Origin of the sequence: Micromonospora solifontis, assembly GCF_003725545.1 — a bacterium.
GTDB lineage: Bacteria > Actinomycetota > Actinomycetes > Mycobacteriales > Micromonosporaceae > Micromonospora > Micromonospora solifontis.
The window spans coordinates 18,633-43,556 of sequence record NZ_RJLN01000046.1; the positions used below are offsets into that span (position 1 = coordinate 18,633).

The following is a 24,924-nucleotide window of genomic DNA, read 5'->3' on the forward strand; positions in this document are numbered from 1 at the left end:
CCGAGGAGGCCGGGTGACCGGGAGTGGCCTGAAGCAGAAGGTGGCCCGCCTGCGCCAGGCGTACGCGCCGCACGAGCAGCGACCGCTGGAGGGCTACCTGAAGGCGATGGGCACGTACGCGGCCGTGACCGGCTCGCTCGTGGGCCTGGTCCGGGCCACCCGGCGGCCCGTGCCGGAGCGGCCGTCCGCGGGCGACGTGGTGCTGCTCTGCGTCGCGACCCACAAGCTCAGCCGGCTGCTGAGCAAGGACGCGATCACCAGCCCGCTGCGCGCGCCGTTCACCCGCTACGACCACCCGATCGGCAGCGGCGAGGTGATGGAGCAGGTCCGGGACGAGGGCAGTCCCACCCGGCACGCCTTCGGCGAGCTGGTGAGCTGCCCGTTCTGCCTGGCCGTCTGGGTCGCCACCGGGCTCACCGGGGGGCTGGTGCTGGCCCCGCGGCTGACCCGGCTGGTCGCCACCGCGCTGACCGCGGTGGCCGCCTCCGACTTCCTCCAGATGGGGTACGCGGTGGCCCAGCGGGCGGCCGAGGGCGGGCACCGGGAGTGAGCACGACGGAAGGGGCCGGCGCTTCGTGCGCCGGCCCCTTCCGCCCGGGTCGGTCAGGTGGGCGAGGTGCCGTGGTTCTCGCCGGCCCAGCCGCGCGGCGCCTCCGGCTCGCGTCGGTCCTCGTCCGCACCGGTGATGATGTCCGTGTCCACGGCGGTCTCCTCATGCTCCCCGGAGAAGTCCGGGTCGCCGTTGGGATCCGGCGCGGACGGCGGATCGCCGAGCGCCTCGATGTGGTGTCGCTGCCCCTGGTCGGTCATCGCACTGTCCTCTCCGTCGGGCCGTTCCGGGCCGCTCAGGCGGCGGTCCCACCGAGCAGATCGGCCGCCTCGTCGGCCGCGTACTCGCCCTGGGGCAGCGCGGCGATCCGGGTGAGCAGCTCGGCGGGGAGTTCGGCGGCCACCGCGCGGCGGTAGATCTCCGCCTGGGTGACGCGTTCCTGGCCGTGGTAGATGTCGTCGAGCAGTTCGTCGATCGGCCGGGTGTCCGGCTGTTCGGTCACGGGCGCGTCCTCGGTCACCCCGACCAGCTACCCCACCCCGAACCGGTCAAACACCCCTCGCCGCCGGCGCCCCGCCCCGGGTCGATCATGAGGTTGGCGGCGATGTGGATCTCCAACACCGCCGCCAACCTCATGATCAATGGGTTCAGGCGGGGGTGGGGAGGGTGGCGCGGCGGGTGCGGACCGCCTGGGCCAGGTGGTGGAGGACCTCGGCGGTGGTGTCCCAGCCGAGGCAGGCGTCGGTGATTGAGCGGCCGTACTCCAGCTCGCGGGTGGGGTCGAGATCCTGGCGGCCGGGCTGGAGGAAGCTCTCCAGCATGACGCCGACGATGCCGCGCTGGCCGGCGGCGAGCTGGGCGGCCACGTCCGCGGCGACCAGCGGCTGATTGCGGTGGTCCTTGCCGCTGTTGGCGTGACTGGCGTCGATCACCACGCGCTCCGGCAGGCCGGCCGCCCGAAGCAGGTCCAGCGCGCCGGCCACCGACTCGGCGTCGTAGTTGGGTCGGCCGCCGCCGCCACGCAGCACCAGGTGGCCGTCGGCGTTGCCCCGGGTGTGCATGATCGCCGGGGTGCCGGAGACGTCGATGCCGGGGAAGACGTGCGGGACGCCCGCCGCCCGGATGGCGTCCACCGCGGTGGAGATGCTCCCGTCGGGGCGGTTCTTCATGCCGATCGGCATGGACAGGCCGGAGGCGAGCTGCCGGTGCACCTGGCTCTCCACGGTCCGCGCGCCGATCGCACCCCAGGCCACCGTGTCGGCGATGTACTGCGGGGTGATCGGGTCGAGGAACTCGCAACCCACCGGCAGGCCGAGGCGGAGCACGTCGAGCAGGAGCGCGCGGGCGGTGCGCAGGCCGGTGTTCACGTCGCCGGAGCCGTCCAGCCCCGGATCGTTGATCAGGCCCTTCCAGCCCACCGTCGAGCGCGGCTTCTCGAAGTAGACGCGCATCACCACCAGCAGGTCGTCGGCGAGCCGGTCGGCGGCCTCGCGCAGCCGGCCCGCGTACTCGAGGGCGGCGGCGGGGTCGTGCACCGAGCACGGTCCGACCACGACCAGCAGCCGGTCGTCGGCCCGGTCCAGCACCCGGCCGACCGCGCGCCGGCCGGCCACCACGGCCTCGGCGAGCGGCGTCTCCAGGGGCAGGTGGTGGTGCAGCAGGGCCGGGGTGGTCAGCGGCACGACGCGGTCGATCCGCTGGTCGATGACCCGATGGGCGTCCGGGGTCGTCACGGTGGGGTTCCTTCCGCCGACCGTGCCCCGGGGCCGGCGCCCGAGGTCGAGCCGGCTGCTCGTACGCGAAAGGGCAGGGAAAGATCCCTGCCCGGCCGGCTCGAAGAGGAGTGACGTCAGATCATGGTCGAGTCACCGGCTCCTCCAGCCGGCTGCCTAAACCATCGATACGACCGCGTCACGCCCGCCAGCTTACCGGACGCGACCGCGAAGTCCCGCTCCGTTCCGTACGGCGGGACGCGGGGTATGGAGCAGCCATGAGTCACGACCAGAGCGACCAGGAGCGGATCGAGTCCCGCGCGCACCTGCTGCCCGAGGAGGCGGCGGTGGGCAGCGACGACGCGGAGGCCCAGGCCGATGCGATCCTCGCCGAATCGGACATCCGGGAGGAGGACCGGAACGCCGCCCCGGACACGGTGCTGGAGCACCGGACCTCCGATCAGACCGTCACCCCGGCCGAGCCGCCGGACTGAGCGCCGGCACCCCGGGCCCGGCGGGACCCCCGGTAGCTCGTCTCCCGCAGCCAGGCGAGCGGACCCGCCAACCGCAGGCCCGGCGGCACGTTGCCGACCGGATCGAAGGCCAGCGCGGCGTCCTCCCGGGCGCCGCGCGGCGTTCTCAGGCTGACCTGCCCGAACGGCCGCCACGGCCCGACCGTGGAGGCCACCGCGAGGACCAGCCGCGGCTCGTCCCCGGCCACCGCCGCGGTGGCCTCGGCCAGGCTGCGGCCCAGGTCGGGTGAGTCCGGGTCGGCCAGCGCGGCCAGGAACCACCGCCGCGCCCCGGCGCGGAACGGCATGATCGAGGTGTACGTCCCGGTGAAGCGCCGGCGGGGTAGCGGCAGGTTCCGCAGCACCGGCGCGGCCCCGCTGGAACTCACCAGCAGGTCCACCGGCGGCTCCGGGTCCCGGTGCAGCCGGACCGCCACGCCCAGCACGTCCGGCCAGCCGACCGGCGTGGGGACCCCCTTGGAGAGGCGGACCGTGGCCGGCCAGCGAGCGGGCAGGTCCAGCAGCGGTACGCCGGTCGGCGGACCCGGCGTACCCCAGATCATCACCTCGGCGGCGAAGGGACGGCCGGCCGGATGCAGCAGCCGGGCGTGCCGGCGGCGGGCCAGCGCGGCGGCGACGCGCTCGGCGGCGGGGGACGCCCGGCGGCCGGCCGCCAGCCGGAGCCGCCGGGCGGCGGACGGGTCGGGGGAGGGCATGCCCGGCGAGTACCCCGGCGCGCGCCGAGGATGCGCCCGCACATCCCCTTTCCGCCCGCGAGATCGGATAGCGTCGGTGCCATGCCCGACAGCGGTTACCCCTGGCCGATCGAGACGACCCGACTGGACAACGGCCTGCGCGTGGTGGTGAGCGAGGACCGCACCGCCCCCGCGGTCGCCGTGAACCTCTGGTACGACGTGGGTTCCCGGCACGAGCCCGAGGGGCAGACCGGCTTCGCCCACCTCTTCGAGCACCTGATGTTCGAGGGCTCGGTGAACGTGGCGAAGACCGAGCACATGAAGCTCATCCAGGGTTCCGGCGGTTCGCTCAACGCCACCACCAACCCGGACCGGACCAACTACTTCGAGACGGTTCCGGCCGAGCACCTGGAGTTGGCGCTGTGGCTGGAGGCCGACCGGATGGGCGGCCTGGTGCCGGCGCTGACCCAGGAGACGCTGGACAACCAGCGGGACGTGGTCAAGAACGAGCGCCGCCAGCGCTACGAGAACGTCCCGTACGGCGACGCCTGGCTGCGGCTGCTGCCGCTGCTCTACCCGCCGGGCCACCCGTACCATCACGCGACGATCGGGTCGATGGCCGACCTGAACGCCGCCGACCTGGCCACCTTCCAGGCGTTCCACACCACCTACTACGCGCCGAACAACGCGGTCCTCACCGTGGTCGGCGACACCACGGCCGCCGAGGTGTTCGGGCTGGCCGACAAGTACTTCGGGGCCATCCCGCCCCGCGCCGAGATCCCCGCCGCGCCGGACGGTCGCACCGTGCCGGCGACCGGGCGGCCCGCGGTCGAGACCGTCACCACCGACGTGCCCGCGCCCCGCGTGTACGTCGCGCACCGCACCCACCCCTACGGCACCACCGGGTACGACGTGACCACCGTGCTCGCCACCGTCCTGGGCACCGGCCGGGGCAGCCGCCTCTACCAGCGGCTCGCCGACGGGGAACGGATCGCCCAGCCGGACCTGGTCGGGGCGTACGGGGTGGACCTGGCGTACGCGCCGGCCCCGCTGATCGCCACCGCCACCGCCCGCCCCGGGGTGGACGCCGAGCGGCTGCGCGCCGGGCTGGCCGAGGTGATCGACGAGCTGGCCACCGTGCCGGTGACCGCCGCCGAGCTGGACCGGGCCAAGGCGCTGTTGAGCACCCAGTGGTGGCGGCACATGTCCACGGTGGACGGCCGGGCCGACGTGCTCGGCCGGTACGCCACCCAGTTCGGTGACCCGGCGAAGATCGCTGAGCGGCTTCCCGCCTGGCTCGCGGTCACCGCCGAGCAGATCGCCGAACAGGCCGCCGAGCTGCTCGGCGCCGCCGACCGGGTGACCCTGACCTACCAGCCCGAGGAGAAGGCATGACGCTGATCGCCACCCGTCCCGGCCCGGGCGCCGCCCGCCCGTACCGGTTCCCGCAGGTGGTCCGCCGGGCCGTCGCGGGCGGGCAGGTCGTCGCCGCGCACCTGCCCGGGCAGAACCTGGCCGTCGCGCTGCTGCTCCTCGACGCCGGCGCGGGCCGGGAGCCGGTGGGCAAGGAGGGGCTGGGCGGGGTGCTCGCCAAGGCCCTGGAGGAGGGCACCGCGCAGCGGGACGGCACCGCGTACGCGCTGGCCATCGAGGCGCTCGGGACCGAGCTGGTGACCGGGCTGGACTGGGACTCGTTCCAGGTCAGCGTCCAGGTCCCGGTGGACCGGCTGAACGCGGCCGTGGAGCTGCTCGCCGAGGCGGTCCGGACGCCCCGGCTCGACCCGGCGGACGTGCTGCGGGTCCGGGACGACGAGGCGACCGCGCTGCGGATGGACTGGGCCAACCCCGGCCCGCGCGCCGACGCGGTGCTGCGCGCCGACCTGTTCGGCGCGGACAACCGCTGGGGCCGGCCGATGTACGGCGACCCGGACAGCGTCGCCACCCTGGAGGTGGACGACGTCACGGTCTTCCACTCGGAGTGGTTCATCCGCCCCGGGACGCTGATCGTCGCCGGCGACCTGGACCGGCTCGACCTGGATGCGCTGGCCGCGGCGGCGTTCGCCGGCACCGGGGGCGGGCCGGTCGAGAAGGGCGGCCCGATCGAGGTGCCGCTGTCCGGCCGCCGGAAGGTCATCCTGGTCGACCGGCCCGGCTCGGTGCAGTCCACGCTCCGCCTCGGGCACCCCGCTCCGCACCGGGCCCATCCGGACCACGTGCCGATGTCACTCGCCGGGACGGTGCTCGGCGGGGCGTTCACCTCCCGGCTCAACCACCTGATCCGCGAGGTGCACGGCTACACGTACGGCATCCGGGGCGACTTCGCCTCGTCCCGCCGGTTCGGGCGGTTCGCGGTCAGCTCCGGGGTGCAGACCGCGGTGACCGCGCCGGCCCTGGTCGAGTCGGTCGGTGAGGTCTCGCGTACCCGGCTGACCGGGGTGACCGAGGAGGAGCTGGACGTGGCCCGCTCGTGGCGGGCCGGCCAACTCTCCGTCGAGCTGCAGAGCCCGCGCGCGATCGCCGCGGCGCTGACCACGCTGGTGGTGCACGACCTGCCGGACGACTACCACGCCCGGCTGCGCGAGTCACTGCTCGCGGCGACGGTCGAGGAGGTCTCCGCGGCCGCCGCCGCGCACCTCCACCCGGACTCGCTCACCCTGGTGGTGGAGGGCGACTCGGCGGTCATCCGGGACGAGCTGGTCGCCGCCGGCCTCGGCGAGGTCGTCGACCACACGCCCTGAGCCGCGCCGTCCGCCACGTCGGCGAGGTGGGGGTGTCCGCACCGCGAGGTCACCGCCACCTCGCCGATGTGATTCCGGTCGCGTTGTCCCGGCGGCCGGCCCGCGCGATGGGAAAGGCTTCCCGCTCGGACCGCTCCGCTCGGTAGCCTCGCGGGCATGAGGATCGGCATTGTGGGGGCCACCGGCCAGGTCGGTGGCGTGATGCGGCAGGTGCTGGCGGAGCGCGACTTCCCGGCGGAACAGGTGCGGTTGTTCGCCTCGGCCCGGTCGGCCGGGCGCACCCTGAACTGGCGGGACGGCGAGGTCACCGTCGAGGACGCGGCCACCGCGGACTACCGGGGCCTGGACATCGTGCTCTTCTCGGCGGGCAAGGGCACCGCCAAGGAGTTGGCCCCCCGGGTCGCCGAGGCCGGCGCGGTGGTCATCGACAACTCCTCGGCGTTCCGGATGGACCCGCAGGTGCCGCTGGTGGTCGCCGAGGTCAACCCGCACGCCATCGCCGACCGGCCGAAGGGCATCGTGGCCAACCCCAACTGCACCACCATGGCCGCCATGCCGGTGCTGCGTCCGCTGCACCAGGAGGCCGAGCTGGTCGGCCTGGTCGTCTCGACCTACCAGGCGGTCTCCGGTGCCGGGCTGGCCGGCGTGGCCGAGCTGGACGAGCAGGTGCGCAAGGTGGCGGAGCACGCCAGTGGGCTCACCTTCGACGGGTCGGCCGTCGAGTTCCCCGCCCCCCGCTCGTTCGCCCGCCCGATCGCGTTCAACGTGCTCCCGCTCGCCGGCTCGATCGTCGACGACGGCTCCTTCGAGACCGACGAGGAGCAGAAGCTGCGCAACGAGAGTCGCAAGATCCTGGAGATCCCCGGGCTGAAGGTCTCCGGCACCTGTGTGCGGGTGCCCGTGTTCACCGGGCACTCGCTCCAGATCAACGCCCGGTTCGCCCGGCCGATCAGCCCGGCCCGGGCGTACGAGCTGCTGGCGGACGCGCCCGGCGTGGCACTGTCGGACGTGCCGACCCCGCTCCAGGCCGCCGGCCAGGACCCGACGTACGTCGGGCGGATCCGCGCCGACGAGACGGTGGAGCACGGCCTCGCCCTCTTCTGCTCCAACGACAACCTCCGCAAGGGCGCCGCCCTCAACGCCGTCCAGCTCGCCGAGCTCGTCGCCGCCGAACCCCGCTAACCCCCCGCCCCGCGCCCCCACCCGCTGCCGATCTTGCACTTTCGGCTCGACTTCCGCGGCCTTTGCGCCATTTGCCGGCACCAGCAGTGCAAGATCGGCGACGGTGGGGACGACATGTTGAAACGGGAGGTTGTCATGGATGGCGAGCGGGCTCAGCGGGGGCTGACCGGGCTCATCGCTGGTGGGCGGCTCGGGGTGCTTGCCACGCTCAAGCGGGACGGCCGGCCGCAGCTGTCCAATGTGATCTACTCCTTCGACCGCGGGGCCGGCCTGATCCGCGTCTCGGTCACCGACGGGCGGGCCAAGACCGCCAACCTGCGCCGGGATCCCCGGGCCAGCTTCCACGTCAGCAGCGCGGACGGCTGGGCGTACGCGGTGGCGGAGGCCCGGGCCGAGCTGACCCCGGTGGCCGAGCGGCCGGACGACCCGACCGTCGAGGAACTCGTCGGGCTCTACCGGGCGGTGCAGGGCGAACACCCGGACTGGGACGACTTCCGGCGGGCCATGGTCGCCGAGCGCCGCCTCGTGCTCCGGCTGCATGTCGAGCGGGTCTACGGGATGCCGCCGCGCGGCTGACGGCCGCGGCGTCACCGCCCCGCCGGCCCGGTTACCCCGGCCCGGGCGGCGGGTAGACCGCGGTGCCGACACCGAGAGGGGAGCACCATGACAACGGTCGGAGAGTTCATGACGACCCGGTTGGTGACGATGGACGGCAACGACACCCTCACCGCCGCGGCGCAGGAGATGCGCGACAGCGCCATCGGCGACGTGGTGGTGACCGACGGCGACAACGTGGTCGGCATCGTCACGGACCGGGACATCACGGTCCGCGGCGTCGCCGAGAACATGGACCCCAGCACCACCCGGCTCAACCAGATCACCAGCAAGGACGTGGTGACGGTGAGCCAGTACGACGACGCGGTCGCCGCCGCGGACCTGATGCGGACGTACGCCGTACGGCGGCTGCCGGTGATCGACGACGGCCGGCTGGTCGGGTTGGTCTCCATGGGCGACCTCGCCGTCGAACGGGAACCCCAGTCGGTGCTCGCCGACATCAGCGCCGACGAACCCAACAACTGACCTGCCCGCCGCGGTGACGCCGACCTCCGGTTCGGGGGTCGGCGTTCGCGTCCCCGCCGGACGTCACCGCCCGTGGCGACGGCGTCGCCGCGCACGACTCACCCGAACCGGGCGAGGTTGACCCCGTACCCGGCGGGGACCCCTCCTCGGACGCCACGCCGCGCATCCCGGGAGGAGTGGAACCGATGGTGGACGCGACCATGAGGTTCTTCGAGGACCTCGACCGGCGGGGGTTCGAGCCCCTGTTGGCGAAGACCGCCGGAACCCTGCGTTTCGACCTGCACGAGGGGGCCCACACGACGCACTGGCTGCTGGAGATCGATCGGGGCAAGCTCCAGGTCCGGCAGGAGGACCGGGAGGCGGACACGGTGGTGGGGACCGGGCCCCGGCTCTTCGACGAGCTGGTCTGCGGCAAGGAGAACGGCATCGCGGCCCTCCTGCGCGGCGACATGACCGTGGCCGGCGACCTGCGGCTGGTGCTCCAGGTCGAACGGCTCTTCCCCGGCCCACCGGACTCCCGTGGGCCGCACCACGCGTTCCGGAGGGAGGGACTCTGATGGCCGACACCAATACCGTCCGGATCCTCGACGGCAACACCTTCGTGGTCTCCGAGGACACCGGGGACATCGAGGCCACCCCGAGCGAGCCGACCGGCCTCTTCTCCATCGACACCCGGTTCCTGTCCCGCTGGGTGCTGACCGTCAACGGCGAGCGGCTCAATGCCCTCTCCTACGACGACCTCCAGTACTACGAGGCGCGGTTCTTCCTGGTCCCCGGCATGGCCACGCACTACGTCGACGCGAAATTGTCGATCATCCGGGAGCGGGCGGTGGGCGGCAGCTTCCGCGAGACCCTGACCATCCTCAACCACGACGAGAAGGCGGTGGACCTGGAGGTGCGGATGGCCGCGGCCTCCGACTTCGCCGACCTCTTCCAGGTCAAGGACGAGATCCTGAACAAGAAGGGTGAGCTTTACAGCGAGGCCGAGGCGGACCGGCTGCGGCTCGGCTACCGGCGCGGGAACTTCCGGCGGGAGACCGTGATCACCTGCTCCCGGCCGGCCCGGTACGACCGCGAGGGCTTCGCCTTCACCCTCCACCTGGAACCCAACGAGCAGTGGGAAACCGCCATCGACGTGCAGACCTTCGCGGTCGGCCCGGGCGGTCGGGACCTGCGGATGGGGCTGCGCGCGCACGGGACCGAGCGGCTGGCCCTCCAGCACGACCTGGAGGAGTGGATCGCCAAGGCGCCGAAGGTGAACACCGAGCACGAGCAGCTCGGATCCACCTACCGGCGCAGCCTGATCGACCTGGCCGCGTTGCGGTTCTCGCCGCTCTCCCTCGGCGGGCAGACGCTGCCCGCCGCCGGCCTGCCCTGGTTCATGACCATGTTCGGCCGGGACAGCATCCTGACCTGCCTCCAGGTGCTGCCGTTCGCGCCGGACATGTCCAAGACCACGCTGCGGATCCTCGCCGCGTTGCAGGGCACCCGGTTCGACGACTTCCGCGACGAGGACCCGGGCCGCATCCTGCACGAGATGCGGTACGGAGAGACGTCCGCCTTCGAGGAGCAGCCGCACTCGCCGTACTACGGCTCGGTGGACGCCACGCCGCTGTTCGTGGTGCTGCTCGACGAGTACGAGAAGTGGACCGGCGACATCGCGCTGGTCAAGGAGCTGGAACACGAGTGCCGGGCGGCGCTGCACTGGATCGACGACTACGCCGACCTGGTCGGCAACGGCTACATCTGGTACGAGCGCCGCAACACCGACACCGGCCTGGAGAACCAGTGCTGGAAGGACTCCTGGGACTCCATCTCGTACTCCGACGGCACGCTGCCGCCGTTCCCCCGGGCCACCTGCGAGGTGCAGGGGTACGCGTACGACGCGAAGGTGCGGGCCGCCCGGCTGGCCCGGGAGTTCTGGGACGACCCGGCGTACGCCGACCAGTTGGAGCGGGAGGCCGCGGCGCTGAAGGAGCGGTTCAACCGGGACTGGTGGGTGCCGGACGGCGAGTTCTACGCCCTCGCCCTGGACCCCAACGGCCGGCGGTGCGACGTGCTCAGCTCCAACATGGGGCACCTGCTGTGGAGCGGCATCGTCGACGACGAGCGGGCGGCGAAGGTCGCCGAGCATCTGGTGGGGCCCCGGCTCTGGTCCGGCTGGGGGGTGCGCACGCTGGCCGAGGGCGAGGTCCGCTACAACCCGATCGGCTACCACAACGGCACGATCTGGCCGTTCGACAACTCCTTCGTCGCCTGGGGACTGCGCCGCTACGGCTTCGCGGAGGAGGCCGCGACCATCGCCAGCGGCATCCTGGACGCGGCGCGGTACTTCGACGGCCGGCTGCCGGAGGCGTTCGGCGGGTACCAGCGGGAGCTGACCAAGTTCCCGGTGGAGTACCCGACGGCGTGCAGCCCGCAGGCCTGGTCCACCGGTACCCCGCTGCTGCTGATCCGTACCATGCTCGGGCTGGAGCCGCACGAGGGGCACCTGGCGGTCGACCCGCGGCTGCCGGTGGGCATGGGCCGGATCGAGGTGCTGGACATTCCCGGCCGGTGGGGCCGGGTGGACGCCTTCGCCCGGGGCCGGCTGAAGCTGGACGACGTGGCCGCCGGCTGAGGCGGCCGGTGCCGGCGGCGCCGTCGACCCACGGGTCGACGGCGCCGCCCGCTCAGTGGCCGGCCAGCAGCGGGTCGGCGTGCGCCTCCGTGCGGGGGAGCAGGCAGAACTCGTTCCCCTCCGGGTCGGCCAGCACGGTCCACCGGGGCAGCTCGCGGACCACGGTCGCGCCCGCCTCCAGCACCGCCGCCCGCTCCTCCGCGTCGCCGACCAGGTCGAGGTGGATCCGGCCGGCGGCGGGCAGGTCCTCGGCGGGACTGATCCAGATGTCCGGCCGGTGCCCGGACGGGTCCCGCAGCAGCACCGCCTCGGTCGGGGCGAGCGAGCGTTCGGCGAGCTTCGCCCGGTCCTCGTCGACCACGGGCAGCCCGGTCACCGCGCTCCAGAACGGGGCGAGCAGGTACGGGTCGCGGCAGTGGATGACGATCGCGGCGAGGTCGGGCATGCCCTGACCGTAGTCGGCTCAACCGACCCGCAGGACGGTGTCCAGGAACGCGGCGGTGACCGCCCGGATGTCCGGCCGGGCCAGGTCGAGGGCGTGCCCGCCGTGGGTGAGCCAGGCGTGCGCGGGATGGCCCGCGGCGAGCAGCCGGCGCGCCAGTTCGAGCGCCTGGCCGGCGGGCACCGACGCGTCCTCCCGGCCGTGCACGAGCAGCACCGGCACCCGGGTGCCGAGGTGGGTGGCGACGGTCGCGTCGACCCGCGCAGGGCGAGGTGCAGGGCCAGCATCGCGCCGGCCGAGTCGCCCCCCGTGGATCCAGAGCAGCACCGCGCGTTTCGTCATCCCGCCATGGTGTCCGCTCGCGGTGCCGCCCGCGACTCCGCTCTGCCGAGGGCAGACGGCGGGTGGCCGGCGCCACCGTTCGCCCCTACGGTCGGGTAACCTACTCGGGGTAAAGTTGGCGGATGCCGGAACTCGTGTACCCGCCCGTGATCGCCGCCGCCAGGACGATGTTCCGGGTCCTCGACCTTCGCCTGACCGTCGAGGGCAGCCATCACGTGCCGCGTACCGGCGGTGCCGTCATGGCCAGCAACCACGTCAGCTACCTGGACTTCATCTTCTGCGGGTACGGGGCGTTGGAGTCCCGCCGCCTGGTCCGGTTCATGGCGAAGGACTCTGTCTTCCGGCACAAGGTCTCCGGCCCGCTGATGCGCGGCATGAAGCACATCTCGGTGAACCGGGCGGCCGGCGCGGGGTCGTACGCCACGGCGGTCGGCGCGCTGCGCCGGGGCGAGGTGGTCGGGGTCTTCCCGGAGGCCACCATCAGCCGCTCCTTCACCGTCAAGGGCCTGAAGAACGGCGCCGCCCGGATGGCGCAGGAGGCCGCGGTGCCGCTGCTGCCGGTCGCGCTCTGGGGCACCCAGCGACTCTGGACCAAGGGCCGACCCCGCACCCTGACCCGCCGGCACACCCCGATCACCGTCCTGGTCGGCGAGCCGATGGACCCGGCCGCGTACCCGGACGCCAACACCATGACCGCCGAGCTGCGCAACCGGCTGGCCGCACTGGTCGACCGGGCCCAGCGGGAGTACCCGGAGCAGCCCGCCGACGCGGACGACGCCTGGTGGCAGCCGGCGCACCTCGGCGGCGCCGCGCCCACCCCCGAGGAGGCCGCGGAGCTGGACCGCTCGGGCCGCCGCGCGGCCACCTCCTGAGCCCGCGCCCCGCCCACGCCCCTCAGTCCCGCCCGTGCCGTCCAGGTGGGGCCGGTGGTGGTCGGGTGGGTCAGCAGGCCGAGCCGGGGCGGCCACGGGCGTCGGACGCCTGGTCTGGCCAGGCCGAGGTCTCCGCACCGGCCGGGCGGTAGTAGTCGTCCCGGGACAGGAACTCCACCGGCAGCGAACCCGGCAGGGTGACCGCGCCCCGCGCGGGCTCCGGCGCGCCGCCGACCCGCAGCAGCAGGGTGTCCCGCTCGGGCGGGGAGAGGTCCACCAGTTCCGGATGCACCAGCCGGAACGCCGCCACGGACCGGCGGACCTGCCGGGCCAGCGCGGTGATCAGGGTGCCCGGGCCGGCCAGGGCGAGCGCCGGCTGCCGGATGGTGCGCAGCGCGTCGCAGACCACCAGCAGCTCGGCCCCGCCGTCCGGGCCGTCGACCAGCTCCAGCCGGGACGGCCACTGCCAGCGGATCTGCCCGCTGACCAGGCGGGACAGCCGGACCAGGCGCCGGTGCCGGGCGCCCGTCCGGCCGTCCCGCCCGGGGACCGGGGACAGCTCCGAGCCGGTGCAGACGTACGCGAGCCGGCGGTCGGTCACGGTCACCGTCGCCGGGCCGGGAAGACTCCACGCCCGGTCGCTCTCGGTGGGGCCCAGCAGGTGCCCGGCCACCCGGATCCGGTGCTGCTCGAGCAGCTGCTCGCCCGGCTCGGGGACCAGCGCGTACCGCCGGTCGAGCACGGGACGGGTGGGGTCGTCCTCCGCGTCGAAGCGGTGCGGCCCGATGAAGAAGGGAGCTGCGTCCTCCTGCACGGTCACGACCTCCCGTGGGACGGTTGCGGTACGTAAAGCGTGTCGCACACCACACTGGCTGTCATGACACCCGTTAGGGGGTCGGCCGGTCGGTCTGTGCCTGTGACCGGTAGATGCCGATCTCCTCCGGCCGGACGAGCCCGTCCTCGATCGCCCGGGCGAGCAGGGCCGCCTTCGTGGCGGCCGGCCGGCCCGCCCGGGTGTACTTGATCCGCGCCCGGTCCACGTACTGCTTCACGGTGTGCTCGCTGATCCGCATCCGGCGGGCCACCGACGCCTTCGACATGGACTGGAACCACAGCAGCAGGGCCTCACGTTCCTTGTCGGACAGGGTCGGCCGGTCCGGGCGGGGGTCGCCCACCATCGCCCCGGCCAGCGTGGGCGGCACGTACGGACGGTCGGTCGCCGCGGCCAGCACGGTCGCCACGCAGTGCTCGCGCCCCTCGTGCTTGGCCAGGAACGCCACCGCCCCGGCGTCCAGCGCGGCGAGCATGGTCTCCGGTTCGGTGTGCTCGGAGTAGACCACCACCCGGTGCCCGGCGGCGCTCAGCTCGGCCAGCTTGTCGAGCGCCATCCGCCCGTGCAGCCGCAGGTCGAGCAGGACCACGTCGGCACTCGGGGCGAGCCGCAGCACCTCGTCCGGATCGTCTCCCATGGCCAGTACGCGCAGCCCCGGCTCGCTGGCCAGCCAGGCGCGGACCCCCTCGATCACCACCGGGTGGTCGTCCACGATGGCCACCCCGATCGGCCGGCCGCCGGTCACGTCCGCCGCCACCGGGTCTGCGTCCATCTGATCTCCCCGTTCCGCTCGTGCACGTGTTCCACCGGCCCGTCCGTGTCCGCGATCGGCGGGCCGGTCCCGTCCGGCCCATCGTGGTCGGGCGTGACCAGGCTGACCACCACCTCGTCCGGTCCGGCGACCACGGTGAGCCGGGCCGTGCCGCGGGCGTCGGCGAGCGCCGCGGTGAGCGGGTCGGCGAGCCGCCGGCGTACCTCGACGGGCAGCTCCGGCGGGGTGCCGACGGCGACCAGTTCGATCGGCACCCCCTTGCGTTCCGCCAGGTCGGCGGCGGCGCGCAGCTCGTGCAGGAGCGGGTCCGGCACGTCGTCCGACTCGGCGATGAGCCGGCGCAGCCGGGCCGCCGCCAGCACGCAGCGTCGGCGCAGCTCCGGGTCGGCCGGGTCGGCGTCACCGGTGGCGAGGGCTGAGAGCACCTCCTCGGCGGTGCCGCTGACCAGCGCCAGCCGGTCCTGCCGCTCCCGTCGGGCCCGTTCCGCCGCGTCCCGCTCCGCCTGGACCGCCAGGGCCGCCGCGGCGGTGCGGGCCCGGCCCCGGGCCAGCGCGGCGATGGCCGCCGCGCCGACGAAGACCGCCACGGGCAGCGAGGAGGTGCCGTAGAGGTACATCGCGTACCGGGTGAGGTCGGCCGCGGCGGTGGCGCCGAAGCCGAGCACCGCGCCCAGCGCGATCGCCGCGTGCGCGCCGAGCAGCGCGAGCAGCCACGACACCGGCCGCCGCCAGAGCACCAGCAGGAAGAACCAGGCCAGCCCGCTCCACACCCAGTTCGCCGCGGTGAACAGGTACCGCTCGCCGGCCGCCGCGACGACCGCGGCGTCGACCACCAGCAGCACCGCGGCCAGCCGCCGGGCCGGGGGCAACCCGCCGCGGAGCAGGCGTACGCCGGACCCGACGCCGACCGCCGCGGTCACCAGCCAGCCGGCGGCGACCACCGCCGGGGCGGCCATCCCCGGCCCGGCCGAGAGCATCGCCGGCAGGCTGATGGCCAGGTGCCAGGCCAGCGCGATGATGAGCGCCACGATCCGGGCGCCCCGGTCGGAGGCGTGTGCGACGGCGCTCGCCACGGACGGGTCCGCCGGCCCGTCCGCCGCCAGCGCGAGCCATCCCGGCGCGCGGAGGCGGACCGCCCGGCGCAGCGCCCCGGCGGCCGGGCCGGGTGCGGCGGGGGTCAGCGCCGTACCGGATTCAGTCGACACCCGACCACTCCAACCGGACCCGGGTGCCGGCACCCGGGGCGGAGGTCACTTCTGCCCGGCCGCCCACGGTGGACATCCGGCCGTGGATCGACTCGCGCAGCCCGTACCGATGGGCCGGGACGGTGGTCGGGTCGAAACCCGGACCGTCGTCGGCCACCTCGACCACGACGGTGTCCGCGACCCGGCTGAGGCGCAGCGTGACGGCCGCGCCCGGCGCGTGCCGGGCCACGTTCGCCAGGGCCGCGGCGGCGCTGTCGGCCAGCGCGTCGGCCACCTCCGCCGGCACCGTGCACGGTGCCAGGGTCGTGGTCACCGCCAGCTCCGGCGTCCGGGCGAGCGCGGCCCGCAGCCGGTCGTCCAGCGCCGCCGCGCCGGTCGGGGGCGCCGCGCGGGCGTCGGCCAGGGCCGCGAGGGTACGCAGGTCCGCCGCGCAGCGCTCGCGCAGCGAGGCCGAGCGGCCGGACACGGCACCGAGGCCCACCATGGTCAGCGTCGCCAGCACCGTGTCGTGCAGGTCGCGGTTCTGCCGCCGTTCGGCCTCGCGGGCGGCCCGGGCCATCACCGCCTCACGGATCAGCCGCTGGTAGTCGGCGAAGCCCGCGTCCGCCCGCCCGAGCCGGTGCCGCATCACCGCGGTCATCACCGCCGCGCAGCCGGTCTGCACCAGCAGGGTGGCGGCGTGCGCCCGCGCCTCGGCCGGGTTGCCGGCGGCCGTCGCGCCCCCGACGTACCCGGTGGTGACCAGCAGCCCGGCCGGAACCGACCAGCGCGCCGGAGCGGTGGCCTGCGCGTTGATCACCGTGGTGCTGGCCAGCACCGCGATCCAGCTCCCCTCGCCGGGCAGCACCTCCGGCGCGACCAGCCAGGGGATCGCCAGCGTCGCCAGGGTGGCGAGCGCGACGTCGCCGGTGACCAGGGCGGGGCCGATGCCGTGCCGCAGCGCGCGGGCCGCGTACCAGACGGACCAGGCGGTCAGGGCGACGACCGCCGGCACCAGCAGCGCCACCCGCACCGGCGGGGTACGCACCGCCAGGGCCGGCGCCGCGGCGGCCAGCCCGCAGGTCAACCGCAGCAGCGCCGGCAGGGTGGTGAAGATCAGCGTGAACGCGCCGCCGGCCGGCCGCTCCAGCGGACCCGGCGGCGGGGTCGTGGCGGCTACGACCGGCATCGGGGGAGGTGTCCTTCCGGCAGCGACCCGGTCGGGTCCGCACGGCCTAGATCGACGCCGGAGAATAGCATGCCGGACCGCAACTGGTCACCCTCGGTACGCGGCGCGTCGCTGTCCCGCACGGGAACGCCCGCGGGACCGGCCGGTTGGCGGGCGTACCGGCCGGTCATGCGGTTGACTGCCGGCATGGCTGACAACATGCGACTCCGGGTCGCCTTCCTCGGACTCGGTCGGATGGGCACGCCGATGGCCCGGCACGTGCTCCGGGCCGGGCACGACCTGACCGTCTGGAACCGTACCCGGGGCAAGGCCGACGCCCTGGCCGGCGAGGGCGCCAGGGTGGCGGAGACGGCGGCCGCCGCCGCGGCCGGCCGGGACGTGGTGGTGCTGATGCTGGCCGACCCGGACGCCGTCGAGCAGGTGCTGCTCGGCCCGGACGGGGTGGCCTCCGGCGCGGACCCGGACACCCTCTCGACCCGGCGGCCGTGGTGGCCGCGCGGGGCAGCCTGCGGCTCGCCCTGGTCGCCGCGATGCAGCTGCTGCCACCCCGGCAACGGGCCATCCTGATCCTGCGGGAGGTCCTCGACTGGTCCGCCGCCGAGGTCGCCGAGGCCCTGGCCACCACCCCCGCCGCGGTGAACAGCGGGCTGCAACGGGCCCGGGCCCGACTCGGCGCGGTGGCCGTCCGTGAGGAGCAGGTCGCCGAGCCGGTCGACCCCGCGCAGCGGGCGCTGCTGGACCGGTACGTGGCGGCGTTCGAGCGGGCCGACGTGGCGGCGCTGACCCGGCTGCTCACCGACGACGCGGTGCTGGAGATGCCGCCGGTGCTCAACTGGTACGTCGGCCGCGAGCGCTACGGCCGGTTCATCGCCCGGATCCTCGCGCTGCGCGGCACCGACTGGCGGCTGCTGCCCACCGCCGCGAACGGGCAGCCCGCGCTGGCCGCGTACGTGCGGGACGGGGACGCGTACCTGCCGCACACGGTGCAGGTGCTCACCGTCCGGGGCGGACGGATCAGCCGCAACGTGGTCTTCCAGGACCCGGCGGTCTTCGCCGCGTTCGGGCTGGCCGCGCTGCCCGCCCGCGCGCCGGTCACCGCGCCGGCAGCACCTTCGGGCCGCCGCCCCTGATCGAGCGGGTCACCGACTTCCCACTCGACCAGTAGAAGCAGCGGATCCCCCGGTCACCGCGCGCCCACGCCTCCTCCGACGGCAGCCGGAACGCCGTGCCGGTCCGGTAGGGCAGCGCGCGGTCGACCGGGACCTTCGCATACCGGGCGACCAGTGTCCGGCACCGGGCGTGGAGCGAGCCGCTGTCCCGGTCGGCGTCCTCGAACCGGCCGTCCGGCGCACGCCACGTGCCGACGTACTCGTACTGGTGGCTCTTCCGGCAGGAGGTCTGCAGGAAGCTGCCCCACGACGTTGTCGTCAGACAGCCGTACGCCAGCGGCGACGCTCCCGCCAGCGCGCCCCGCAGGCTGCCACTGTGCTGGGTCGCGATGTCGCTCTGACCGTGGGCGTAGCGGGGGTCGCCGTCGACGGCGTTCAGTTCGTACAGGTCGCAGCGGAACCAGCGGGCACCGCCCCGCCACCCGGTGGGCGACGGCGGGACGACCTGAACGGTCAGCCGGGCGCCCCGCCAGTCACCGCCGACGAAGGCCGTCGCCTTCGCGTCACACTCGCCGAACGCGGGCCGCAACACCGCGGACCCGACCTTCGGCGGGGTGGGCCGTGCGGCCAGCGAGCCGGTGAACGTGCCCAGGTGGAAGGTCTCCACCAGGTGCGCCCGCGCGCAGTCCACCGGCTGGTAACTGCTCAGGTAGCTGGTCGGATCGGCGATCAGGTGGCAGTCACCCGCCTTCGGCGTGAACTGCACGACCGCGCCGACCGTCCGCCAGTCGTCGGTCAGGTCGCCGTCCAGGCCGTCCGGCGTACCGCAGCCGGCCAGCGCCAGCGTGATCAGGGCGGCCGCCGCCCCGACCGTCCGACACCGTCGCATGTGCAGCCTCCCCCGCTCGCGGCGGCAGCATATGTCACGGTGGTGGGTGCCCGGGTTCCGGACGTGCCCGGCTGTCCTAGCCTCGCTCACATGTGGGGCAGCGGCGGCGCGCGTCGCCGATCCGAGGACCTGGTCGGCCGGGCGCGCGAGGAACTGGCGGCCCGGCCGTCCGCCGGGCCCGGGCGACCCGCGCCGGCCGGCGGGCCGGCCGGCGCTGCGGCCCGGACGGGCACCACCGCGCTCGGCCGGCCCGCGCTGCTCCTGCCGCTCGCCTTCATCGGGTACGTGGTGCTGCGCGTCGCGGTCGGTGATGAGCTGCGGACCCGGGTGGACGAGCAGGCCTGCGCGCTGACCGGCTGCACCGGCACCGGGATGGCCGTGGCGGGGTGGCTGCTCATCGCACTGCCGGCCCTCTGGGCGGCGACCACCGTCCGGCTCTGGTCCGGGCTCAGCCGGCCGGCCCGGGTGGCGGCGGTGCTCGTCGGGCTCGCGCTCGGGCTGGTGGCCTGGGTGCACGTGCCCGGGAGGCACTCCTCGCTGGCCGAGATCCTCGCCGGGCCGGCCGCGGCGGCGCTGGCAACCGGGATCCGCTGGGCCGGAATCGCCGTGGCGCTCGCGGCGGTCGCCGCCGTCACGGTCGCCGGCCGGCGACCCAACCGCCGGGCCGACGACGGGCGGGGACCGCGCCCGGTCGCCGCGCTCGTCGCGGTGACGCTGCTCGGTTCACTCGCCGTGGCGGTGGCGCGGGCCGAACCGGCGCCGGTGACCCTCGCGACGGCGCTGCCCGAGCGGACGTTCCGGTCGGCGGGGGACACCCTGAGCCGGACCGCTGGCCGGGACCTGCGCGGCTGCGCGGGCCTGCTCGTTGACGACCGGCTGCTGGAGGGCTGTGTGCGTACGGTGCGGGCCAGCTACACCACCGACGACAGCGACGCCGTGGTGCACCTGGCGGCCGTCCTCTTCCCGAGCGAGCAACGGGCCCGCGAGCGGCGCGGGGCGCTGCGGCGCGACGTGGGCTCGACCGGGGTGCCGGGCGACGTCATCACGGTGAGTTCCACGACCGGAAGCTGGGTGCTGCTCACCAGCGTGGGGCACGCCGATGGGCGCCGCGTCGTCGAGGCCGACCGGGGTCACCTGCTCTGGGCGGCGAAGCAGGTGGCGTACCGGTTCATCGGGCGGCAGGTCGGCCTCCTGGTCGCCCCGGCGCCCGCCGACGGCATCGGCCCGCGCACGGTCTGATCCGCCGCCGCACCCGTCGCTGTCCGTCAGGCCGGGGACACCCGGGCGTGACGGTGTGACATCTGGCGCAGGGGTGGCGCTGAGGGGCACGGAACGCACGTACCGGGCCGACGATCAGCGCGGCTCCGGCGTGACCGACTGCTCACCCAGCGGTGACGCCGCCGCCCGGACAGCCGGCCGCCGGCCCCCGGATCGTCCGGTGCGTACGTTCCGCGTCCCGGCCCCCGCCGGGAGGCGCGCTGTTCCGGAGGCACGCCGGGCGGCAGATCCCATGTCCACCCCAAGACGGAGCCGTTCGATGTCAAAGTTCGCCCTCGCGAAACTCCTCACCCTCAAGGCCGGCACGGCCGTCCTCGCCGTCACCGCGACCGGTGGGGTCGCGCTCGCCGCCGCGACCGGCACCCTGCCCACCCCGCTCACCGAGGCCGGCGCGACCCCGTCGGCCCACGCCACGGGCAAGCCGTCCGAGGCGGCCGACCAGGGCAAGGGCCCGGCCGGCGCCAAGGGCGATCCCTCGCCGAACCTGGTCGGCCTCTGCCACGCGTTCACGGCCGGCGCGGGTGACAACCCGGGCAAGGCGCTGGAGAACCCGGCGTTCCGCGTGCTGATCACCACCGCCGGCGACCGGGAGAAGGTGGCGGCGTACTGCGAAACGCTGCTCGCCGCCGAGAAGGTCAGGCCGAGCCAGGCGGCCCGGCCGACCGCCACGCCGAGCCACCCGACGGGCAAGCCCGGCGCCCGGCCGACCAGCGCCGGCAGCACGCGGACGCACGCCCCGGACGCCGGCCACAAGCCGACCGCCCGACCGGCCAGCTGACCTCCGACGCCGGGCGGGCACCCCCCGCCCGCCCGGCGTCGGCCCGCGGCCCCACCCGGACGACCTCCCCCCCCCGGTCCTCCGTGCGGCGTCGCGATCCGCGCCCGAGGGTGCGACGGGGCGGCGGCCGGTCCCACGGCCGCCGCCCCACCCCGGCAACGCTGCTAACGGGCGTCCGCCTCGTCGGCGCGGTCGCGCAGCCACGCCAGGGCCGGCTCGGCCTGCCGCAGCACGGAGATGTGCCCGTCCTCCGGGTAGCGTCGCAGCTCGGCGGCGGGGCAGCGCCCGGCCAGCCAGGCGCCGTGCGTCGCCGGCACGATCCCGTCCCGCTCGCCGTGCAGCAGCAGGACCGGGGGCGTCACCTGATCGGGCCGGAAACCCCACGGCGCGACGTACGCCAGGTCGTCGTCGATGAGGCCGCCGGGACCGGCCTGGATGGCCGGGCCGACGACACTGTCGAACCAGGACCAGGCTCCGTGCAGTTCGGCCAGGTCGGCCGGGGTGAAGCCGGGGTCGTATTCGGCGCCGGAGGACTCGTACGCCTCCTTGGCCGCGCGCCCCGCGGCGGCGGCGTGCAGCGACGCCACCCCGGACGGCACCATGCCGGCGAACCAGTCCAGCCCCTCGGCGTCGTACGGCGCCAGCCCGGCACCGCTGACCACCGCGACCACCCGTTCCGGCAGGAGCGCGCCGCAGGCCAGGGCGTGCGGACCGCCGCCGGAGTGGCCCATCACCGCGAACCGGGCGATGCCCAGCGCGTCGGCGATCGCGGCGACGTCGGCGGCGGCCGAGGCGATGCGCCGCCCGGGAACCGGCGTCGACCCGCCGTACCCGGGGCGGTCGTGGGAGACCCAGCGCAGGCCGAGCCGGTCGGCGGCGGCGAAGAGGGGAGCCGGCGGCGCGCCGATGTTCGGCGTGCCGTGCTGCCAGAACACGGCGAGCCGGTCCGCCCCGCCGGTGTCGTAGACGTGCAGGACGCGGCCGTCGTCGAGCCGGACATCCGTCTCGGTAACCATGCGCGGGAGCCTATCGACCGGGGGTGACGGCGACCGGGGCGGCGGAACGGGCCGGTCCTCGGGCAGCCGACCCGGCGGCGCCGGCCCTATCCTGGTCGGATGGCGGAACTCGCGGCGATCCTGCTGGTGGTGGGCGCGCTCGCCGTCGTCCTGTCGCTGCTGTCGTGGCTGGCGTCGCGGGTGCGCCGGCGCGGCGTCGGCGGGGACGTGATGGGCCCGCTCGACGAGATCTGGCATCCGGCCGCGCACCGGTTCCGCGCCGAGATCGAGGTGCACGAGGAACGGGTGCTGCCCCTGCCGGCCCCCGGCGACCGGCCGCACCGGCCCTGAGCCTGTGTGGTCCGGGTCACAAATTTCCGTCCGCAGGCCTGTCGAATCCCGCGGTCCCCGGCCGTCGGCGTGATGAGAGCCGGCAACGGGCCGGCCAGCCGAAGGGAGCAGCGCCATGCGACTCACCGTCACCACGTTCCTGACCCTCGACGGCGTCATGCAGGCCCCGGGCGGCCGGGACGAGGACCGCAGCAACGGGTTCGACCTGGGCGGCTGGCTGCCGCCGCACTTCGACGAGACCGTCGGCGGGTGGATGGGTGAGATCCTCGACCGGGCCGACGCCCTGCTGCTCGGGCGCCGGACCTACGACATCATGGCCGCCTACTGGCCGCACGTCACCGACCCGGCCGAGGGCAGCCCCGACAACCCGCTGAACCGGCTGCCCAAGCACGTCGCCACCCACCGGACGGACGAGCTGGCCTGGTCGGGCTCGCAGCGCCTCGACGGCGACCTGGCCACCGCGGTCACCGAGCTGAAGAACCGCCCCGGTGGCGAGCTCCAGGTGCACGGCAGCGGCTCCCTGGTGCGGTCGCTGCTCCGCGAAGGGCTGATCGACACGTACCACCTGCTGCTCTTCCCGGTGGTCCTGGGCCGCGGGCAGCGACTCTTCGCCGACGGCGTCCCGCCGGCCGGCCTGCGGCTCACCGACAGCCGCACCTCCGGCAGCGGAGTCACCATGCTGACGTACGACAGCGCCGGCGCGCCGGCGTTCGGCACCGTCGGGGAATGACACGTCGTGGCGCCGACCACGGATGGGAGCCACCCGCCGGCCGTACGTGGGATCGCCGGGACCGTCCGGCCGGCGGTCCACAGTGGGCGGCGGGGGAGCGGGTTCGACATGGCGGCACGTCCGGGCTCGGTCTCGTCCGGGTCGGCGGGCCTGGTCGTCGGCACCGGCACCGGTCTGCTGCTGCTCGGCTACGCCGGCGCGGCGCTGCTCCGGGCCCGGCTGTCGGCGCGCTGAGCGCGGACCGGCCGGTGGCGGTGACCGCCACCGGCCGAACCGTCGCGGTGCGGGTTCAGCACCGCCACACGCGCGGGCCCAGGTTCCGGACCTCCGCGTCGCCGGCACGCACGTGCCCCACGACCAGGCCCGTGTCGGACACGGCCACGGCCAGGCCGGTCTGCCCGCCGGGCACCTGCAGCTCGACCGCGGCCCCGCCGCGCAGCACGACGCCGTTCGCCACGACCCAGCCGGCGGCGTTGACCGCCTCTCCCGGACCGTCCACGGGCAGCTGGGTCACCTTGCCGGTCCGCAGGTCCCACACCGCCGCCGACCGGGACGGCCACAGGCCGCCCGTCGCCCAGCACACCCTGGGCCGCGTAGGCGGCACCGGTCTCGCCGGCCGGCACGGCGAGCTTCCGGCCCCTGCCCCGCTGATCCCAGACGTACGCCGCCTTCGCGACACCGTTCCGGTACATCGCGCCGACGACCGTCCCGTCGTCGGTGATGGCGTGGACGTTGGCGCCGGCGGGAAGCGGCAGCTTGACCGCGGCCGTGGACCCCGCCCGCCAGAGCAGGACGATGCTGTCCTTGCCTCCCGAGTTGCCCCGGGGCTCCGCGTTGATGACGACGTCGCCGGACGCGTTGACCGCCGGGGTCGGGTAGACGTGCCACTTCCCCGCCGGGGTGCGCAGCCGCGTGTACGCGCCGTCTTCGTAGCGGAAGACGTACTCCTGCTCGCCGTCCTCCACCAGGCCCACCGCGATCCCGCTGGCGTTGACGGCGGTCACCTGGACCGACCTGCCGGGCACCGGCAACGCCCGCGGCGTGCCGTCGGTCCACAGCACCGGCCGGAAGTCCTGCCCGACCACGGCGTTGCCGACGATGTACCGCCCGGTCGGATCCACCCCGCCGGCCGTCACATCCGTCATCCCGGCCGGCACGGGCAGCTCCGTCGCCGGGCACCCACCGGCCGAGGCCGCCGGGGTCGTCCGGGGCGCCGAGGTCGTCCGGGCCGCCGCCGTGGGGGTCCCGTCCGCCGACGCGGTCGCCGCGACCGACCGGCCGCCGGCCGGGGCCGCGCCGGGGTGCGTACCCGCCGCGGTCACGATGGACGGCACCGCCGCGAGCACGGCTGCCGCCAGCGCCACGCCTCCGGCCCCCTGAACCGAGTGGCGGCGAAAGGCACGCCGGCGACCGGCCTGGACCAGTGCGTCGATCTCGATCCGGGTGGCCGGTACGTCGACCGCTCGCAGCCGGTCCCGCAGTTCCTCTTCGTCGTTCATGGCCGGGTCCTCCCTCCCTGTGTGACGGTGGCCGGACGTCCCGCGTCGAGCGCCGCGCGCAACGCGGCGAGACCCCGGGAGCACTGGCTCTTGACGTTGCCGACCGAGCACCCGGGGGCTTCCGCGGTCGCCTCCACCGACAGGTCGCCGAAGTAGCGCAGCACGACGACGGCCCGCTGGCCCTTCGGCAGCGCGCGCAGCGCCGTCAGCAGCCTGTCCCGCTCCTCGACCCCGTGCTCAACGGGGTCGGGCAGGTCCGGCAGGCGGTCGCCGAGCAGCACCCGGGGACCACCCGCGCCGCCGCTCGTCGAGGTAGCGCCGCACCAGGATCCGGTGCACGTACCCGTCGAGGTTGTCGGCGGCGGCGGCCCGCTTCCAGTGCACGTACAGCGCGGTGAGGGTGGCCTGGACGATGTCGTCCGCCTGGAAGGCGTCGGCGCAGAGCAGGTACGCCGTGCGGTGCAGGCGGGGTAACCGCGCCCGTACGTACTCGACGTACTCCCTTTCGAGGTCGGGCCGCATCGTGCTCCCTTGGTCGGCTGGCGTGGAGGGTGAGCCTCGGTCGTCTCTAAG

33 protein-coding genes are annotated in these 24,924 nt (G+C 75.0%); 18 read left to right on the top strand and 15 right to left on the bottom strand.

Features of this window, described 5'->3' with window-relative positions:
* The first annotated feature begins 13 nt into the window (after positions 1–13).
* Positions 14–550: a DUF1360 domain-containing protein gene (locus EFE23_RS16930; protein WP_123241902.1), complete on the top strand. Its 537-nt coding sequence runs from the start codon at positions 14–16 to the stop codon at positions 548–550.
* 53 nt (positions 551–603) lie between these two features.
* Here EFE23_RS16930 and EFE23_RS16935 read toward each other — a convergent pair whose 3' ends face one another.
* The 3 genes from EFE23_RS16935 to EFE23_RS16945 all read right to left on the bottom strand — a co-directional run bounded on the left by EFE23_RS16935 (position 604) and on the right by EFE23_RS16945 (position 2,283).
* Entirely contained in the window at positions 604–810 is a 207-nt protein-coding gene (locus EFE23_RS16935) for a hypothetical protein (RefSeq protein ID WP_123241903.1), read from the bottom strand.
* Positions 811–845: 35 nt separating this feature from the next.
* Complete coding sequence (locus EFE23_RS16940) at positions 846–1,070, bottom strand: hypothetical protein (RefSeq protein WP_123241904.1); 225 nt, start codon at positions 1,068–1,070, stop codon at positions 846–848.
* Between the two features lie 127 nt (positions 1,071–1,197).
* Complete coding sequence (locus EFE23_RS16945; protein ID WP_123241905.1) at positions 1,198–2,283, bottom strand: 3-deoxy-7-phosphoheptulonate synthase; 1,086 nt, start codon at positions 2,281–2,283, stop codon at positions 1,198–1,200.
* Between the two features lie 257 nt (positions 2,284–2,540).
* Here EFE23_RS16945 and EFE23_RS16950 point away from each other — a divergent pair, with 257 nt between their 5' ends.
* Complete coding sequence (locus EFE23_RS16950; RefSeq protein WP_123241906.1) at positions 2,541–2,756, top strand: hypothetical protein; 216 nt, start codon at positions 2,541–2,543, stop codon at positions 2,754–2,756.
* Here the strand turns inward: EFE23_RS16950 and EFE23_RS16955 are convergent.
* Positions 2,723–3,490: a phosphodiesterase gene (locus EFE23_RS16955; RefSeq protein WP_233601027.1), complete on the bottom strand. Its 768-nt coding sequence runs from the start codon at positions 3,488–3,490 to the stop codon at positions 2,723–2,725. The two genes, EFE23_RS16950 and EFE23_RS16955, sit on opposite strands and share 34 nt — an antisense overlap.
* Before the next feature lie 81 nt (positions 3,491–3,571).
* On the opposite strand from EFE23_RS16955, the gene EFE23_RS16960 reads away from it, so the two are divergent.
* The 7 genes from EFE23_RS16960 (at position 3,572) to EFE23_RS16990 (ending at position 11,089) form a co-directional block, all read left to right on the top strand.
* Positions 3,572–4,864, top strand: coding sequence for a M16 family metallopeptidase (locus EFE23_RS16960; RefSeq protein ID WP_123241907.1), 1,293 nt, complete (start codon positions 3,572–3,574; stop codon positions 4,862–4,864).
* Positions 4,861–6,207, top strand: a complete 1,347-nt coding sequence (locus EFE23_RS16965; RefSeq protein ID WP_123241908.1) for a M16 family metallopeptidase — start codon at positions 4,861–4,863, stop codon at positions 6,205–6,207. Before EFE23_RS16960 ends, EFE23_RS16965 begins: the two co-directional genes overlap by 4 nt.
* A gap of 156 nt (positions 6,208–6,363) precedes the next feature.
* Entirely contained in the window at positions 6,364–7,389 is a 1,026-nt protein-coding gene (locus EFE23_RS16970; RefSeq protein ID WP_123241909.1) for an aspartate-semialdehyde dehydrogenase, read from the top strand.
* A 135-nt stretch (positions 7,390–7,524) separates the two neighbouring features.
* Positions 7,525–7,965: a PPOX class F420-dependent oxidoreductase gene (locus EFE23_RS16975; RefSeq protein ID WP_123241910.1), complete on the top strand. Its 441-nt coding sequence runs from the start codon at positions 7,525–7,527 to the stop codon at positions 7,963–7,965.
* A gap of 87 nt (positions 7,966–8,052) precedes the next feature.
* Positions 8,053–8,469, top strand: a complete 417-nt coding sequence (locus EFE23_RS16980) for a CBS domain-containing protein (protein WP_123241911.1) — start codon at positions 8,053–8,055, stop codon at positions 8,467–8,469.
* Between the two features lie 185 nt (positions 8,470–8,654).
* Positions 8,655–9,026 carry an SCP2 sterol-binding domain-containing protein gene (locus EFE23_RS16985; RefSeq protein WP_123241912.1) on the top strand — a complete coding sequence of 124 codons (372 nt, stop codon included), beginning with the start codon at positions 8,655–8,657 and terminating at the stop codon, positions 9,024–9,026.
* Positions 9,026–11,089, top strand: a complete 2,064-nt coding sequence (locus EFE23_RS16990) for an amylo-alpha-1,6-glucosidase (RefSeq protein WP_123241913.1) — start codon at positions 9,026–9,028, stop codon at positions 11,087–11,089. The genes EFE23_RS16985 and EFE23_RS16990 overlap by 1 nt, the downstream gene beginning before the upstream one ends.
* Positions 11,090–11,141: 52 nt before the next feature.
* Here the strand turns inward: EFE23_RS16990 and EFE23_RS16995 are convergent, their stop codons facing one another.
* Both EFE23_RS16995 and EFE23_RS17000 read right to left on the bottom strand, forming a co-directional pair.
* Positions 11,142–11,534: a VOC family protein gene (locus EFE23_RS16995; RefSeq protein WP_123241914.1), complete on the bottom strand. Its 393-nt coding sequence runs from the start codon at positions 11,532–11,534 to the stop codon at positions 11,142–11,144.
* A gap of 18 nt (positions 11,535–11,552) precedes the next feature.
* Positions 11,553–11,873, bottom strand: coding sequence for an alpha/beta hydrolase family protein (locus EFE23_RS17000; RefSeq protein ID WP_233601028.1), 321 nt, complete (start codon positions 11,871–11,873; stop codon positions 11,553–11,555).
* Positions 11,874–11,995: 122 nt separating this feature from the next.
* Here EFE23_RS17000 and EFE23_RS17005 point away from each other — a divergent pair, with 122 nt between their 5' ends.
* The gene (locus EFE23_RS17005) at positions 11,996–12,745 is read left to right on the top strand and encodes a lysophospholipid acyltransferase family protein (protein WP_123241915.1); all 750 of its coding nucleotides are present in this window, start codon (positions 11,996–11,998) and stop codon (positions 12,743–12,745) included.
* A gap of 70 nt (positions 12,746–12,815) precedes the next feature.
* Here the strand turns inward: EFE23_RS17005 and EFE23_RS17010 are convergent, their stop codons facing one another.
* The 4 genes from EFE23_RS17010 to EFE23_RS17025 all read right to left on the bottom strand — a co-directional run bounded on the left by EFE23_RS17010 (position 12,816) and on the right by EFE23_RS17025 (position 16,722).
* Entirely contained in the window at positions 12,816–13,559 is a 744-nt protein-coding gene (locus EFE23_RS17010) for a hypothetical protein (protein ID WP_123241932.1), read from the bottom strand.
* Positions 13,560–13,632: 73 nt separating this feature from the next.
* Positions 13,633–14,349 carry a response regulator transcription factor gene (locus EFE23_RS17015; protein WP_123241916.1) on the bottom strand — a complete coding sequence of 239 codons (717 nt, stop codon included), beginning with the start codon at positions 14,347–14,349 and terminating at the stop codon, positions 13,633–13,635.
* On the bottom strand, positions 14,319–15,494 hold the full coding sequence (locus EFE23_RS17020) for a hypothetical protein (protein WP_373684021.1): 1,176 nt from the start codon (positions 15,492–15,494) through the stop codon (positions 14,319–14,321). The genes EFE23_RS17015 and EFE23_RS17020 overlap by 31 nt, the downstream gene beginning before the upstream one ends.
* Before the next feature lie 49 nt (positions 15,495–15,543).
* The gene (locus EFE23_RS17025; RefSeq protein WP_123241917.1) at positions 15,544–16,722 is read right to left on the bottom strand and encodes a sensor histidine kinase; all 1,179 of its coding nucleotides are present in this window, start codon (positions 16,720–16,722) and stop codon (positions 15,544–15,546) included.
* Between the two features lie 186 nt (positions 16,723–16,908).
* On the opposite strand from EFE23_RS17025, the gene EFE23_RS17030 reads away from it, so the two are divergent.
* On the top strand, positions 16,909–17,289 hold the full coding sequence (locus EFE23_RS17030; RefSeq protein WP_158675877.1) for an NAD(P)-binding domain-containing protein: 381 nt from the start codon (positions 16,909–16,911) through the stop codon (positions 17,287–17,289).
* Entirely contained in the window at positions 17,208–17,852 is a 645-nt protein-coding gene (locus EFE23_RS17035) for an RNA polymerase subunit sigma-70 (RefSeq protein WP_199737112.1), read from the top strand. The genes EFE23_RS17030 and EFE23_RS17035 overlap by 82 nt, the downstream gene beginning before the upstream one ends.
* Here the strand turns inward: EFE23_RS17035 and EFE23_RS17040 are convergent.
* Complete coding sequence (locus EFE23_RS17040) at positions 17,815–18,720, bottom strand: septum formation family protein (RefSeq protein WP_123241920.1); 906 nt, start codon at positions 18,718–18,720, stop codon at positions 17,815–17,817. The genes EFE23_RS17035 and EFE23_RS17040 overlap by 38 nt on opposite strands.
* 90 nt (positions 18,721–18,810) lie before the next feature.
* On the opposite strand from EFE23_RS17040, the gene EFE23_RS17045 reads away from it, so the two are divergent.
* Positions 18,811–19,959 carry a hypothetical protein gene (locus tag EFE23_RS17045; RefSeq protein WP_123241921.1) on the top strand — a complete coding sequence of 383 codons (1,149 nt, stop codon included), beginning with the start codon at positions 18,811–18,813 and terminating at the stop codon, positions 19,957–19,959.
* Positions 19,960–20,257: 298 nt separating this feature from the next.
* The gene (locus EFE23_RS17050) at positions 20,258–20,776 is read left to right on the top strand and encodes a hypothetical protein (protein WP_123241922.1); all 519 of its coding nucleotides are present in this window, start codon (positions 20,258–20,260) and stop codon (positions 20,774–20,776) included.
* Between the two features lie 164 nt (positions 20,777–20,940).
* Here EFE23_RS17050 and EFE23_RS17055 read toward each other — a convergent pair whose 3' ends face one another.
* A complete protein-coding gene (locus EFE23_RS17055; RefSeq protein ID WP_123241923.1) occupies positions 20,941–21,792 on the bottom strand; it encodes an alpha/beta fold hydrolase in 852 nt (283 codons plus the stop codon).
* Positions 21,793–21,891: 99 nt separating this feature from the next.
* Between EFE23_RS17055 and EFE23_RS17060 the strand changes: the two genes are divergently transcribed.
* From EFE23_RS17060 to EFE23_RS29310, 3 genes are all read left to right on the top strand, one after another.
* Entirely contained in the window at positions 21,892–22,122 is a 231-nt protein-coding gene (locus EFE23_RS17060; protein WP_123241924.1) for a hypothetical protein, read from the top strand.
* A 115-nt stretch (positions 22,123–22,237) separates the two neighbouring features.
* Entirely contained in the window at positions 22,238–22,852 is a 615-nt protein-coding gene (locus EFE23_RS17065; protein WP_123241925.1) for a dihydrofolate reductase family protein, read from the top strand.
* 108 nt (positions 22,853–22,960) lie between these two features.
* Entirely contained in the window at positions 22,961–23,086 is a 126-nt protein-coding gene (locus EFE23_RS29310; RefSeq protein ID WP_255421149.1) for a hypothetical protein, read from the top strand.
* Between the two features lie 55 nt (positions 23,087–23,141).
* Here EFE23_RS29310 and EFE23_RS17075 read toward each other — a convergent pair whose 3' ends face one another.
* Complete coding sequence (locus EFE23_RS17075) at positions 23,142–23,435, bottom strand: hypothetical protein (RefSeq protein WP_123241927.1); 294 nt, start codon at positions 23,433–23,435, stop codon at positions 23,142–23,144.
* 407 nt (positions 23,436–23,842) lie between these two features.
* On the opposite strand from EFE23_RS17075, the gene EFE23_RS17080 reads away from it, so the two are divergent.
* Positions 23,843–24,232: a hypothetical protein gene (locus EFE23_RS17080; protein WP_123241928.1), complete on the top strand. Its 390-nt coding sequence runs from the start codon at positions 23,843–23,845 to the stop codon at positions 24,230–24,232.
* Between the two features lie 115 nt (positions 24,233–24,347).
* Here the strand turns inward: EFE23_RS17080 and EFE23_RS29585 are convergent, their stop codons facing one another.
* The gene (locus tag EFE23_RS29585; protein ID WP_309226207.1) at positions 24,348–24,632 is read right to left on the bottom strand and encodes a sigma factor-like helix-turn-helix DNA-binding protein; all 285 of its coding nucleotides are present in this window, start codon (positions 24,630–24,632) and stop codon (positions 24,348–24,350) included.
* Positions 24,589–24,924 (bottom strand): sigma factor (locus tag EFE23_RS29590; protein WP_309226208.1); only part of this gene is annotated, 336 nt, incomplete at its 5' end. The genes EFE23_RS29590 and EFE23_RS29585, both read right to left, overlap by 44 nt.

Excerpts from the sequence above, each read along its gene's own strand:
- EFE23_RS16935 (WP_123241903.1), bottom strand. The coding sequence starts at position 810 with ATGACCGACCAGGGGCAGCGACACCACATCGAGGCGCTCGGCGATCCG.
- EFE23_RS16950 (WP_123241906.1), top strand. The coding sequence starts at position 2,541 with ATGAGTCACGACCAGAGCGACCAGGAGCGGATCGAGTCCCGCGCGCAC.
- EFE23_RS16955 (WP_233601027.1), bottom strand. The coding sequence starts at position 3,490 with ATGCCCTCCCCCGACCCGTCCGCCGCCCGGCGGCTCCGGCTGGCGGCC.
- EFE23_RS16960 (WP_123241907.1), top strand. The coding sequence starts at position 3,572 with ATGCCCGACAGCGGTTACCCCTGGCCGATCGAGACGACCCGACTGGAC.
- EFE23_RS16965 (WP_123241908.1), top strand. The coding sequence starts at position 4,861 with ATGACGCTGATCGCCACCCGTCCCGGCCCGGGCGCCGCCCGCCCGTAC.
- EFE23_RS16970 (WP_123241909.1), top strand. The coding sequence starts at position 6,364 with ATGAGGATCGGCATTGTGGGGGCCACCGGCCAGGTCGGTGGCGTGATG.
- EFE23_RS16975 (WP_123241910.1), top strand. The coding sequence starts at position 7,525 with ATGGATGGCGAGCGGGCTCAGCGGGGGCTGACCGGGCTCATCGCTGGT.
- EFE23_RS16980 (WP_123241911.1), top strand. The coding sequence starts at position 8,053 with ATGACAACGGTCGGAGAGTTCATGACGACCCGGTTGGTGACGATGGAC.
- EFE23_RS16985 (WP_123241912.1), top strand. The coding sequence starts at position 8,655 with ATGGTGGACGCGACCATGAGGTTCTTCGAGGACCTCGACCGGCGGGGG.
- EFE23_RS16990 (WP_123241913.1), top strand. The coding sequence starts at position 9,026 with ATGGCCGACACCAATACCGTCCGGATCCTCGACGGCAACACCTTCGTG.
- EFE23_RS16995 (WP_123241914.1), bottom strand. The coding sequence starts at position 11,534 with ATGCCCGACCTCGCCGCGATCGTCATCCACTGCCGCGACCCGTACCTG.
- EFE23_RS17000 (WP_233601028.1), bottom strand. The coding sequence starts at position 11,873 with ATGACGAAACGCGCGGTGCTGCTCTGGATCCACGGGGGGCGACTCGGC.
- EFE23_RS17005 (WP_123241915.1), top strand. The coding sequence starts at position 11,996 with ATGCCGGAACTCGTGTACCCGCCCGTGATCGCCGCCGCCAGGACGATG.
- EFE23_RS17015 (WP_123241916.1), bottom strand. The coding sequence starts at position 14,349 with ATGGACGCAGACCCGGTGGCGGCGGACGTGACCGGCGGCCGGCCGATC.
- EFE23_RS17025 (WP_123241917.1), bottom strand. The coding sequence starts at position 16,722 with ATGCCGGTCGTAGCCGCCACGACCCCGCCGCCGGGTCCGCTGGAGCGG.
- EFE23_RS17030 (WP_158675877.1), top strand. The coding sequence starts at position 16,909 with ATGGCTGACAACATGCGACTCCGGGTCGCCTTCCTCGGACTCGGTCGG.
- EFE23_RS17040 (WP_123241920.1), bottom strand. The coding sequence starts at position 18,720 with ATGCGACGGTGTCGGACGGTCGGGGCGGCGGCCGCCCTGATCACGCTG.
- EFE23_RS17045 (WP_123241921.1), top strand. The coding sequence starts at position 18,811 with ATGTGGGGCAGCGGCGGCGCGCGTCGCCGATCCGAGGACCTGGTCGGC.
- EFE23_RS17050 (WP_123241922.1), top strand. The coding sequence starts at position 20,258 with ATGTCAAAGTTCGCCCTCGCGAAACTCCTCACCCTCAAGGCCGGCACG.
- EFE23_RS17055 (WP_123241923.1), bottom strand. The coding sequence starts at position 21,792 with ATGGTTACCGAGACGGATGTCCGGCTCGACGACGGCCGCGTCCTGCAC.
- EFE23_RS17060 (WP_123241924.1), top strand. The coding sequence starts at position 21,892 with ATGGCGGAACTCGCGGCGATCCTGCTGGTGGTGGGCGCGCTCGCCGTC.
- EFE23_RS17065 (WP_123241925.1), top strand. The coding sequence starts at position 22,238 with ATGCGACTCACCGTCACCACGTTCCTGACCCTCGACGGCGTCATGCAG.
- EFE23_RS29310 (WP_255421149.1), top strand. The coding sequence starts at position 22,961 with ATGGCGGCACGTCCGGGCTCGGTCTCGTCCGGGTCGGCGGGCCTGGTC.